Annotated in this window: 10 protein-coding genes; all 10 read right to left on the minus strand. The window is 54.1% G+C overall.

The genetic code is table 11. From position 1 onward, the window contains the following. Window positions 1–10: 10 nt before the first annotated feature. Window positions 11–661: a TetR/AcrR family transcriptional regulator gene (locus KA369_00120; GenBank protein MBP7734350.1), complete on the minus strand. Its 651-nt coding sequence runs from the start codon at window positions 659–661 to the stop codon at window positions 11–13. Between the two features lie 743 nt (window positions 662–1,404). Further along, complete coding sequence (locus KA369_00125) at window positions 1,405–1,830, minus strand: acyl-CoA thioesterase (GenBank protein MBP7734351.1); 426 nt, start codon at window positions 1,828–1,830, stop codon at window positions 1,405–1,407. 118 nt (window positions 1,831–1,948) lie between these two features. After that, entirely contained in the window at window positions 1,949–2,728 is a 780-nt protein-coding gene (locus KA369_00130; GenBank protein MBP7734352.1) for a glucose 1-dehydrogenase, read from the minus strand. Between the two features lie 45 nt (window positions 2,729–2,773). Further along, window positions 2,774–3,283 carry a DUF2284 domain-containing protein gene (locus KA369_00135; GenBank protein ID MBP7734353.1) on the minus strand — a complete coding sequence of 170 codons (510 nt, stop codon included), beginning with the start codon at window positions 3,281–3,283 and terminating at the stop codon, window positions 2,774–2,776. 71 nt (window positions 3,284–3,354) lie between these two features. After that, window positions 3,355–4,224 carry a DUF1295 domain-containing protein gene (locus KA369_00140; protein MBP7734354.1) on the minus strand — a complete coding sequence of 290 codons (870 nt, stop codon included), beginning with the start codon at window positions 4,222–4,224 and terminating at the stop codon, window positions 3,355–3,357. Window positions 4,225–4,272: 48 nt separating this feature from the next. Continuing rightward, window positions 4,273–5,526: a thiolase family protein gene (locus tag KA369_00145; GenBank protein ID MBP7734355.1), complete on the minus strand. Its 1,254-nt coding sequence runs from the start codon at window positions 5,524–5,526 to the stop codon at window positions 4,273–4,275. Between the two features lie 80 nt (window positions 5,527–5,606). Next, window positions 5,607–6,791 (minus strand): thiolase family protein, encoded by a 1,185-nt coding sequence (locus KA369_00150; GenBank protein ID MBP7734356.1) that lies wholly within the window; start codon window positions 6,789–6,791, stop codon window positions 5,607–5,609. 110 nt (window positions 6,792–6,901) lie between these two features. Then, the gene (locus KA369_00155; GenBank protein ID MBP7734357.1) at window positions 6,902–8,611 is read right to left on the minus strand and encodes an AMP-binding protein; all 1,710 of its coding nucleotides are present in this window, start codon (window positions 8,609–8,611) and stop codon (window positions 6,902–6,904) included. Window positions 8,612–8,801: 190 nt separating this feature from the next. Next, entirely contained in the window at window positions 8,802–10,001 is a 1,200-nt protein-coding gene (locus KA369_00160) for a thiolase family protein (protein ID MBP7734358.1), read from the minus strand. Between the two features lie 41 nt (window positions 10,002–10,042). Then, complete coding sequence (locus KA369_00165; protein ID MBP7734359.1) at window positions 10,043–12,448, minus strand: enoyl-CoA hydratase/isomerase family protein; 2,406 nt, start codon at window positions 12,446–12,448, stop codon at window positions 10,043–10,045. Window positions 12,449–12,486 lie beyond the last annotated feature (38 nt).

The following is a 12,486-nucleotide window of genomic DNA, read 5'->3' on the forward strand; positions in this document are numbered from 1 at the left end:
TTATCTTTACTCATTGCGGGATAATCTGTGCCTCGAACATACCGGACAGCTTCTTGCCGAATTTTTTCATGTTTTTTATCGCTTCCTCATGGTTATTGCTTGGATAATTTTTGAAGGTGATCAAATAACCGATGAGCGACGCAATGTACATGCGGGCAAGCAACCGCGTATCGATGTTCGGATTAAAGCGGGAAAAATATTTAACTATCTCGATAAGCAGCTCACGAAAGCTTTCAGTGACAATACCCAGGACCTCCTCATTCAGCGTATCATCGATCAGGAGATGGGTCCTCATTTTTAAATTCTGTTCCTCGAGCTCCAGCAAATAATGGTCGATGATGGCCAGGGTGACTTCTTCCAATAAAAAATCCTGATTTGAATCTATGATCTCCTTGATTTTAGACAACAAACGATTGTTGCTTCGGGCGTAGATTTCAGCGAAAAGCGACTGTTTATCTGAAAAATATCGATAGATCGCCGTGGCGGTTATTCCCACATCCTTGGCGATATGCCTCATCGTCACCTTGTCAAAGGGTATGTCGGTAAAAATCTTTTCAGCGGCATTTATGATCAGGTCTTTCTTGTTTTCACGCTCAATTACCTTCAGCTTTGAAAAATTCATTGAGTCGTCAACTTTGCGCTTTTTATTTGTCGTGGCCATATATCTAACCAATATTTTTAGAAATTATCACTCTCCAATAAGGACCTCTGCAAATTCGATTTTTCCCGTTAAAAACGCCCACACGGCGCTATCCATATGAATTTTTTCGATGTTCCTTTATCGGAGTCTCATTGCGTAATTGCTATTATGTATCTTCCAATTTCCTCATTTGCTCGATGATTTTCATCGTGTGTTACCTTTGATTAACGGCTTTCTTGCATCTCCAGGCTCAGTAATCCTTTTTCTTCCATTAATTTATTCAATAATCGTTTTCAGTGACCCATACCTGTCAAGAGAAAAAACCGCCCCCTCCCGCACCGATTATTCCAAGATAATCGCCTCATCTCCGGATGATCTGAACAGCCCGGGCGACCTTTGCAGCACCTGTATTAAACAGTTACCCCGCCGCCATCAGCGGCGGGGTAAAAAGAATAAAAAATTATACTCAAACAGGAGGTCCCATTTCCCTGTTAATAGTATTCAAAATTCGCCCTTGATCGGTTTCAGCGTTATTCTTCAGCATTGGATTGCATCACCGGCCATTGTTCCCATGTCAAAGACCATTTGCGGTATTAATCACATTTGATTAATTAACATTGTTAACTTATGTTAATTAAATAAACTTTTATTAAAGCTGTCAACTTTTTTTCCAATTAATTAAGAATTTCTTATGCCGGCGGTCAGATTGAATACATCAGTGACAGCCTCCCCGTCTTTCCAGTATGGCATGGGATTGATCGGCGCTATCCATTCAAGAATGAATAAGGCTCCGACATTGCCGCAAGCTCCGTGTGGAGCAGGCCGTCGATGGGGAGCGCCTTTTCCTGCTCTGTATCAACGACCACGAAGGTTACATCAGCCTCGACGATCCCCTCATCGGTTCCCCGGCGCAGTATGCGCTGATGGATGACGCCGCTCCTGCTGCGGAGCGTGCGGATCCCGGTATAAACCTGGAGAACATCCCCCAGGAAGGAAGGCCGCCGGTAATTGATGTTGATATTGACGATAAAAAGGGCCAGTCCCCGGCTTTTCCAGAGCTCCATCTGTGCGGCATGCTTGTCCAGGAATACGTAACGTCCCTCCTCCAGGAATTCCATGTAGCGGATGTTGTTCACATGGCCATGCTGGTCAAGATGGTATCCCCGTACTGTGCGTTCGCTTATTTCCATATTATACTCCCTGCCTTCAACCCCCACGGTCATTACTGGTAGATGCCGGCTCATGTATCATGTTACGTTATCGCATCCGGAACCCCAGCCTTAATAAACCGCCGCCTCTTGCGCATCTTCAATACTGATAAGTCACTGCACCCCCGTCCACCACGAGAACCTGGCCGGTGACGAAGGCCGACGCGTCGGATGCGAGATAGAGCGCCGCCCCTTTCACGTCATCGGTTTCAGCGATTCGCCCAAGGGCCGTGCGCTTCACGAGGGACCGTTCCAGAACGCCATTGTTTGCTTCCAGGGCCCCCTTGATCATGTCGGTCCTGGTGGCGCCCGGGGCAAGGACATTGACGCGGATCTTGTATTTCCCCAGCTCAAAGGCCAGGACCTGCGCCATGGCGTGTTCGCCCGCCTTGCTGACGGAATAGACTCCCACTCCCTTGTTGGGCTTGAACGCGTTGGTGGAACCGACAAAGATGATGGAGCCACCGCCCTGGCCGATCATTATTTTGGCAACTTTTTTGCAGAGCAGATAGTAGCCCTTCAGATTCAGATTCATCACGGCGTCCCACGCCCATTCTTCAGTATCGATGATATCAGCGAACTGGGGGTTCGTCGCCGCGTTGCAGACCAGTATGTCAATTCTCCCGAATTCCTTCATCGCCTTTTCGACAAGGAGATCCAGCTCTTCACTCTTGGCCGCATGGGCCGCGACGGGCAGGCAGGATACGCCCAGGGACCTGATATCCGCTGCCGCGGCATCGAGATCCGCCTGGGTCCGGCCTGAAATGACCACATTGGCGCCCGCTTCCGCAAAGCTCAATGCGATGGCCTTGCCGATCCCCCTCGATCCTCCGGTGATCAAAGCCGTCTTGTCGTTGAGATGAAATGCGTCGAATATCATGGTCAGCTCCTGTCATCGAAATACAGCGTTGAGCGGTCACGCCATCTAATCCACCAGCATGAGACAATAGTCATTATGGGTATCCGCTTTTTCCCTCAGCGTAGCGATGAAAAAACCGTTGTTTCGCGCCGTCTGGAACACATCGATGCCGCAGGCCTCCATGGCGGGCCTGGTGCGTCCCGGATGAACACAGGGAGCGCCCGTCACTAATCCGCATTTAGCGCACTGGATGCAGGGGCCGGACAGAAACACAAAGGCCTTGTAGTAGCCGTCCTTGAACAGAGTCCCTTCCAGGTCGACCAGCATCTCCATGAGCTTCCTGTAGCGGCTGCCCCGCTCCGGCGTTTTAGGGGCTTCGATGTGAAAGAGAATAGCCCGTCGGTACGCATCCACCATGGCCCGCGTCATGTCATGGGTGGGTGTATGGGGCGGGCAGCAGTATCCCTTCCCGTACAGGGGGCACCCGAACTGGCACTTCATGCGGACCCAGGGCGCTGTCACAACGCTGCCCGGAGAGATGACAACGGCATCATCAACCCCCGCGTCGAGGGCCATACGGCAATATTTTTCAAGATCCTTGTCTGATTTCTTCATACACTTATCCGTCCATGACTTGCAATCCGCCCTCACTTCCCCTTCCGGGGGAGCCAGGGGAAGAACATGCTCGTACGATTTTTATATTCCTCAAAACCGGGGAAGCCGCTGATCAGCTTCTCCGCCAGCGGCACGCCGGACACATAGAGGAGCAGGAAGGTGATAAGCATCGGACCGAAAAAGGTCACCCATCCCCCCTCGAATCCGGCGGCGATCAGGTATATGCCCCACCACTGCGTTGCCTCCCCGAAGTAGTTGGGGTGCCTTGAATATTTCCAGAGCCCTCCGGTCATGATGCGCCCGCGGTTCTCGCTCTTTGCCAGAAAGCTTTTCAGCTGCTGGTCAGCAACGACCTCGAAAAGGAAACCTATGATCCACAGGGCAACGCCGACCTGCCAAAGGGGAAACACGCCTGTTTGATCCATCGAGTGTATGAACACAATCGGCGCCGCGATGATCCAGGCGAGCACTCCCTGGACAAGATAAATGCGGACATAGCTCATTAAAAGCGCATGCTTCTTCATTTGCAACTGCTCCCGCATCTGGCGATACCGAGGGTCCTCCTCTTTTCCCACTGTCCTGGAGAGAATGTGCAAAAACAGCCGCAGGCCCCAGATCGTGACCAGGGCAAGGGTAATCCATTGGGCGATGCCATGGGCCGGCTGCATCCAGAAGGTGACGTGGGCCACGATGATGAAACTCAAGCCCCAGGCCGTATCGATCACCGTATGATTTTTTTTAATCACCCCGATTAGAAAGAATGCATGGATGGAGATCATAACGCCCAGCAGAGCCGCGCCGGCATTTGGAAGGAGGCCATATATGTGGAGGACAGTCAGATAGAATATGAGTGAAAACAGTAATAAAAAAACATATAATTTAAGAGCCTGCTTGTATTTCATTGCGCTGCCTCTTCCGGGTGCTGTTCTTAAAATATTTTCATGATTCTTTCAGTTGTCCTTCTGCAGTATCATAACCGAACAGGCCGCTTCCTCAGTCCCGATCACTCCTCCCCCGTTTTCCTGCAGGGCGAATTCGGCATTTTTCACCTGTCTCTGTCCCGCCTCGCCGCGCAGCTGCGTGACAAGCTCATAGACCATGGATATGCCGGTGGCGCCCACGGGGTGTCCCTTGGATACAAGGCCGCCGCTGGTGTTGACAGGCGTTGTTCCCTCGAGGGTGGTGCCCCCCGACTCCACGAAGCGTCCGCCTTTCCCCATCTCGCAAAATCCCATCATTTCCGACTGGTAAATTACGCCAAAGGATGTAGCGTCATGAACTTCCGCCAGATCGATATCGGCGGGTTTGATCCCGGCCATCTCATAGGCCTTTTTCCCGGCTATATGGCAGAGACTGGGCTCGTCAAAGGACTTGTACTTTCCGCTGGTGAAGGTGCTGGCCTTCAGTTTCACCGCCCGGCCCCGAACGACCGGAGGCAGGTTTTTCAAATAGCTTTCAGAGCATAACAGCACCGCCGCCGCCCCGTCACCGATGGGCGAACACATGGCCCTCGTCAGCGGATACGACACCAGGCGATCCTCCAGCACCTGGTCCACGGTCATTTCAATTTTTATCTGGGCCTTCTGGTTCATCGTCCCGTATTTGTGGGTAATGGAGGACGCGCAGGCGATCTGGCGCTGGGTCGTGCCGTTTTTCTTCATATGATACAGGGCCTGCATGCCGTAGGTATCCATGAAAAAGCTGCGATTGGCGCCGGTCTCAAATTCCCTGCCCACTAAATGGGCCATTTCTTTGTAATTATCAACCGTCTCATCCCTGTTCAGGCAGTCGGCTCCCTGCTCGAAAATGGCAAGGCTCCGGGCCGGGTCATCGGGAATAAAGAGCTTTTCGACGCCGAGGGCCAGGACCAGGTCGCTCTCCCCGCTCAGGATATCCTTCCAGGCGCAATGAATGGCCATGGAACCGGTGGCGCAGGCCCCTTCCACATTTATGATGGGGACCCGCTCCGGGAAGAGCTTTTCCCTCACGAGGGGGACAAAGCAGACCTGCCCGCGGATGCTTCCCTGGCCGAACACGTTCATGGCGGCATTTCCGAAATAGACGAATTGTATCTCGTCTCCATTGGTCATCCCGGCATCCTCCAGGACCCCGACATAGGCGTCCCGGGTCAGATCGCGGAATGTCTTGTCCGGATACTTCTTGAACTCGTTCGAATACGCACCGATAATATAAACGTCTTTCATCTTTTTCTCCTCGTATCAACTCTGGTCAGGGAAAACATCCGCTTTTATGAGCAAGCCCCTTGATTCATCTCCGGTCGTCCTTACAGCGCTTCTATGATCACCGAACGAGCGGGACCATTGCCCCCGCAGAGAGTCGCCAATCCCAGCGACACGCCCCTTCTTTTCATTTCATAGAGCAGTGTTATTGAAATTCTGCATCCCGTGGGACCGCCGGGATGGCCCAATGCTATGGCGCCGCCATTGACATTGGTGATCTCCCTGTTCAATCCCATCAGCTTTTCAACGGCCAGATACTGGGCGGCGAAGGCCTCATTGACCTCGATCAATCCGATGTCCGAAAGCTTGAGGCCGGTCTTTTTGAAGAGCTTTTCAGTGGCAGGCACGGGACCGTAGCCCATCAGCTCCGGCTCAACCGCGGCGACCGATCCCCCCACTATCCGCGCCAGGGGCTTCAGTCCCAGCTCCTTGGCCTTGTCCGCGGACATCATGAGCATCGCCGACGCCCCATCATTCAACCCTGAGGCGTTGCCGGCCGTTATGGTGCCCCCCTCCTTGAAGGTCGGCGGCAGCTTGGCCAGGTCTTCCATGGTCAGGTTGAACTTCGGCCTTTCATCGACCTTGAATTCCGTGATCTTCCCGCCTTTTCCGGGGATCTTCACCGCAACGATTTCCTTCTCGAAATAACCCTGCTCGATGGCCTTCTGGGCGCACTGGTTGCTCCGCAGGGCGAATTCATCCTGCTCCTGTCGGGAAATGTTATATTTCTCGGCCAGGTTCTCACCGGTCAGACCCATGATGAGGTTTCCGCCGCCCTTCATCCCCTCCCACAGGGAATCGACCAGCTTGTCGTCCCTCAGTTTCGTGCCGGCCCGGTGGGTCCTCAGGATATAGGGGACCTGGGACATGCTGTCGGTGCCGCCGGCCAGGACCACATCGTAGTTGCCGACCTGTATCTGCGCGGTGGCGATCGCCATGGCTTCCATTGAAGAGGGACAAACGCGATTCACGGTCATGCCCGGGACCTTGTAGGATAACCCGGCCTTGAGCGCCGCGACCCGGGCCACATTGACTTCCCTGGTATCCTGGCAGGTTTGCCCCATGATGACATCATCGATCAGATCGGGATCGATGCCGGCCCGATCGATGCATTCTTTCAAGACAACCGCACCCATTTCGGCGCCGGTCATGTTTTTGAGCGATCCGAGGAACTCTCCGATGGGAGTTCTGCATGCCGAGACAATTACCACATCTTTTAATTCAGCCATGTTCTTTCCACCTTTCGTTGAATATTTAATTGAATCGTATCGATTCGTTTTTCCAGCTTCAGACTCAACAATCGCCTTCCGAATAGACCATTTATGATACCTTCATGGCGTTATGATGCCATCATCTTGCGCAGCTCCTTTTTCAGTATTTTCCCCACTGCGGAAAGCGGAAGAGTGTCGTAGAAATCGATTCTTTTAGGCACCTTGTAAGGGGCCATTTTTTCCCTCAGGAATTCCATTATTTCCTCTTTGGTTTTCTCACTCTTCTCATAGCCGGGTTTCAATACCACGGCGGAGGCGACGACTTCCGATCCGGGCCTGCTCGGGTCCGGCAGGCCGATGGTCGCAGCCATATCAACGGCGGGATGCTCCACGATTACATCGTCAACCTGGCGGGTGAACACCTTCAATCCGGACACGTTCACCATGTCCTTGAGCCGATCGACCACGAAGACGTAACCATCCTCATCGATCGTGCATATGTCGCCGGTATGGATCCAGCCGTCCTTCAGAGTCTCTGCTGTTTCCTCGGGCTTGTTGAAGTAGCCTTTGGTAAAAACCTGGGGTCCCTTTATCAGGAGCTCGCCCGGTTCGCCTATGCCGACCGTTTCGCCCGTATGGGTATCGACGAGCTTGATCTCCGTATCGGAAATGGGTACCCCCACGGAGCTCGGCTTCTTTTTCCCAAACGTCGGATTGATGATCGTCAACGGACTTGTTTCAGTCATGCCGAGGCCCTCTGTCAGCTTGCCCTCTCCGACCACCTTTTCGAATTCCTTGATATTCTCAGGCGGGAACGGGGCTCCGCCGCTGAAGCAAAACCTGAGATTTGAAAAATCGAGGGCGCGAAATTTCTCTTTTTTCGCCAGCTCCATGTATACCGTTGGAACATTCACCATAATTATGGGTTTGTACTTTTTCAAGGCCGAGATAATGAACTCCTGGTCGCGGGGATTGGGTATGAGCACCTGGCTGTAAGCCCGCGAAAGACACAGGAGGCTGATGGCAAGCCCCGCTATATGAAAGAGGGGAAACGCCGAAAGAAAGATTTCCTCCCCCGCCTTGATATCATTGTAATCCTTCAATCCCATCCATGTCCCGACCTGTGTCATTTCCGCCACGAGGTTGAACTGGGTCAGCACGGCGCCCTTGGGGCTCCCCGTCGTGCCGCCGGTGTACTGGATCAGAATCGGATCATCCAATTCTCTTTTTTCCAGGACCGGATCGTCCGGCATGGTCCCGATCAGATCTTTGAATGCGATCAAATCAATGCCCGGCACCGGATTGACCGGAGCGGTCGGTATCTTCTTCAGTAGTTTCCCAAGTATTCTTTTTATCGAGGGCAAGAAATCGGCTATCTCGGTAACCATCATCGTCGTAACCCCTGTTTTGGCTACGATCGACTCGAAATTCTTATAGAGAATATCCATGGTCAGCAGGGCCTTGACCTTCGCGTCATTGAGCTGGTACTCGAGCTCCTTTGGTGAAACGATCGGACTCAAGCCGTTGAGCACGCACCCCGCCTTCTGTATCCCCAGATTGGCGATGTAGAACGCGGGAATATTGGGGAGACACACTCCCACGGTATCGCCCGGCTTCAAACCCTGCTTTTTGAGGTAATGGGCGAACTTATTGGAAAGGCTATCGATTTCTCTGAATGTTATCCGGGCACCCATGAAATAGAGGGCTGTTCTGTCCGGTGCGATTTTTACGGCATCCAGGAACTGCTCGATAAACGTCTTCTTCGGATATTCCAGCTTCGGAGGAACATGCTTGTCATAGAACTTTATCCACGGCTTTTCAGAATAAATATTCGACATATTTTACCCCCCTGTTAATAAATAGTGTTGTATCGGCAGATCGCATTCTCTAAACACCGGTCCCAATCGCGCCGAGACTCCCATTCCATCACCTATAAACCTAAAAACAAGGCAATTCATACAACATTTTCCGAGAACACCATGGAGAGGCCGCCATTTCTGGCAGCCTCTCCGGCTAACAATATCTTTATTAGCAAAGCTCGAATATCGCCGCCGCTCCCATTCCACCGGCCATGCACATCGACTCAATGGCATACCTGACCTTGCGGGCCTTCATCTCGGTCATCAGCTGGGCGCACAGCTTGGCGCCGGTGCAGCCGAGGGGATGGCCCAGGGCGATGGCGCCGCCGTTGACATTGAAGATACGGCTTTCGCTGTCGGAGGCCCAGATCGATTTGTCATCGTAGATCCCGAGCTGCTGCATGCAGTAGACGCACTGCGACGCGAAGGCCTCATTGACCTCGAACAATCCGAAATCCTCGAGCTTCATGCCCGAAACCTTGAGGACCTTGGGGATGGCGTAGGCCGGGCCCACGCCCATCTCGTCGGCGCGGCAGCCTGCGGTCACATAGCACTTCACCTTGGCGATCGGCGTCAGGTTAAGACGCTTAAGGGCGTCCTCGCTGCATAGCAGGACAGCCGCTGCGCCGTCCGTCGTCTGCGAGGAATTGCCCGCGGTCACGGTGCCCAGGGGGCTGAAGGCCGGCTTCAACTTCCCGAGGGCTTCCAGGGAAGTCTCCCGTACTCCGTCATCCAGGGTTTGCACGAATGTTTCCTTCGTCCACAGGCCGTCCTTTTCCACGTAACGATCGGCGGGGGTGGGTACGATCTCCTTGTATTTACCGGCCTTCTGCGCGGCTACCGCCTTGGCGAATGAATAATATGCGAACTCGTCCTGCTGCTGGCGGGTGACCTTGTACCGCTTGGCCACATTCTCGGCCGTCATGCCCATGTTGATGTAGACATCGGGGTTTTCCTGGGCCCACCCCGGGTGCGGACGGGGCAGCGCGCCGCCCATGGGTACGATCGTCATGGATTCGACGCCGGCGCCGATGGCGACCTCGCACCAGCCGGCCATGATGCGCGCGGCCTGTGTCGTCAGGGCCTCAAGACCTCCGGCGCAGAAACGGTTTACGGTCGCGCCGGTGGTCGAATCCGGGAATTTTGCCATCTGGGCGGCGATGCGGCCGATATTCAATCCCTGCTCCGCCTCCGGAAAGGCGCAGCCGCACAGCACGTCCTCAACCTCGCCCTTGTCTATATTGACCTGCTCGACCACGGCGCTCAGAACGGTTTTCAGGAGATCGTCCGGCCTTGTCTGGGCCAGGGCGCCCTTGTTTCTTCTGCAACCGGGAGTTCTCACGGCATTAACTATGTATGCTTCTCTCATTGTCATTTTCCTCCTCTTCTATTCGTTTATGTAACGGCGCCTTACATGATGAGCGGCTTGCCGGTCCCAAGGATATGGGCGGCCATCTTCTGCGTGTTCTCGTTCCTCCAGAGATCTACAAAAGACTCGCGCTCCAGGGTCATGAGATACTCCTCGTTTACGAGCGATCCGTTCATGACATCGCCGCCAGCCATGCAGTGGCATATCTTCTTGGCTATGGTTTCCATATAGGGCGGCATGGTGCCGGCCGTGCGCATGTTCAGCATCTCGGCCCAGATCATACCTATGCCGTCGCGGCCCATGACGGGGATCTTCTTCTTCAACGGGGGAGCGTAGCCGTCATCGACCATCTTGAGGCATTCCTTCTTCGCCTCGCCGATAAGCTGGTCCTTGTTCATGACGATCCGGTCAGTGGCCGTCAGGAAGCTGTTAGTGCGGGCATCCTCGGCCGACTTGGAGACCTTGGCCTGCACGACATTCATGAAGCACTGGATGAAGAAGGAGCCCATGTCGGTCAGCTTCGCCGTTTCAGGCTTGGTGGTGATGAAGCGCCGCCAGAGGTTTATCATGCCGCAGCCCCCGGGGAGAAGACCGGCCCCCACCTCGACCAGGCCCATGAACAGGTCCGCGTGGGCAACGATGCGGTCCGAGCCGAGACAGATCTCGCAGCCGCCGCCCAGGGTGAGTCCGTAGGGCGCCGCCACGACCGGGAACGGCGCGTAGCGCAGGTTCATTATTGACGTATGGACCTCGCGGATGAACTGGTCGATATCGGAGAATTTCCCCTCCTTGGCCAGGGTGAGCATGTAGCCCAGGTCCCCGCCGGCAGAGAACGCGCCGGGCATGCCCGGGGCCTGGTTACCGATGACCACGCCGGCCGCTTCCTTCTCGATGACCTCCATTGCCTGGAAGAGGAAATCGACCATGGACCGGTTGAGGGCGTTCATCTTGGAATGAAATTCCAGGCAAAAGATGCCGTCGCCTATATCGATCAGCGAGCATGAGGGCGAGGTCTTCACAACTTTCTTCTTTGCCCGGAAGGAGGCAAGCTCAAGGGCCTTTTCATTGACTACAATTTCTTTATACTTCTTGGTTGCGAAATCCCAGGCTGACTTTATGCCTTTTTCGTTTTTATAAAAGGAGGTGACTCCTTTCGTTACCATGGCCTTCACTTTTGCGGGGACCTTCATGCCCTCCTTTTCCATCTTCTGGATCGACTTCTTCAGGCCGATGGCGTCCCAGATCTCGAAGGGGCCCATCTCCCAGTTGAAACCCCACTTCATGGCGTTGTCGATGTCCACGATGGAATTGGCTATCTCGGGGATCTTGTTGGCTGCGTAGATGAGCTGCCCGGCCGTCACCTTCCATGCGAACTGGGCGCCGCGGTCATCGCCGTACAGGACGGCCTTTAACTTATCCGCCAGGGTGGCAGCCTTTTTCGCTTCGGCCAGGCAGGGGAACTCTATTTTTTTCGCCTCTTCGTAATTGCCGGTGGCGGGATTGATGACCAGGCTGATCTTCTTGAACTCAGGGGTTACTTCCTTCTTATAGAAACCCGCCTTGGTCTTATTGCCGAGGAGCTTCTTGTCCACCATGGCCTTTACGAAATCCGGCACCAGGAAGACATCGCGCTCCTCATCGTCCGGGCACATGTCGTAGGTGTTCTGGCATACGTGCACCATGGTGTCCAGTCCTACCATGTCGCCGGTCTTGAAGATGGCCGTCTTGGGGCGCCCCATGGCGGGCCCGAAGATCGCGTCCACTTCCGGGATGGTCAGGCCTTCCTGGATCATGGCCTGCATGGTCTTGCCGATGCCGTGGATGCCGATGCGGTTGCCGACAAAGTTGGGCGTATCCTTCGCCCAGACTATGCCCTTGCCGAGCCTGGACTCGCCGAACCCGGCGATCAGGTCCAGCACTTCCTTCTTCGTGGACTCCCCGGGGATGATCTCCAGGAGGTGCATGTACCGGACGGGATTGAAAAAGTGCGTGCCGAGAAAGTGCTCCCTGAAGCCCTTGCTCAGGCCCTTCGACATGGCCTTCAGCGGAATGCCGGAGGTGTTGGAGGACACGACGGCGTCGGCCTTGCGTACCGCGTCGATGCGCGCGAAGAGCTCCTGCTTGATCTTCAGGTTCTCGACGACAACCTCGATGATCCAGTCGCACTCCTTGAGCTTGTCAAAATCGTCTTCCAGGTTGCCTGTGCTGATCCGCATGGCATGCTCTTTCTTATAGAAGAGGGGCGGCTTCGCCTTCGTTGCGTTTTCCAGTCCCATAGTGACAATCCGGTTCCTGGCCTTCTTATCCTTCTTTTCTTCTTCCTTCAGATCGAATGGAACAATGTCGAGCAAAAGCGTTTCCACGCCAGCCGCGGCTAGAAGCGCTGCAATGCCACCACCCATGATTCCGGAGCCAATAACTGCAGCCTTGTTAATTCTCCTGACCATTATTAAACTCTCCTGTCTTATTATTTTATTATACAAAA

Source organism: Spirochaetota bacterium (assembly GCA_017999915.1).
Lineage (GTDB): Bacteria > Spirochaetota > UBA4802 > UBA4802 > UBA5550 > RBG-16-49-21.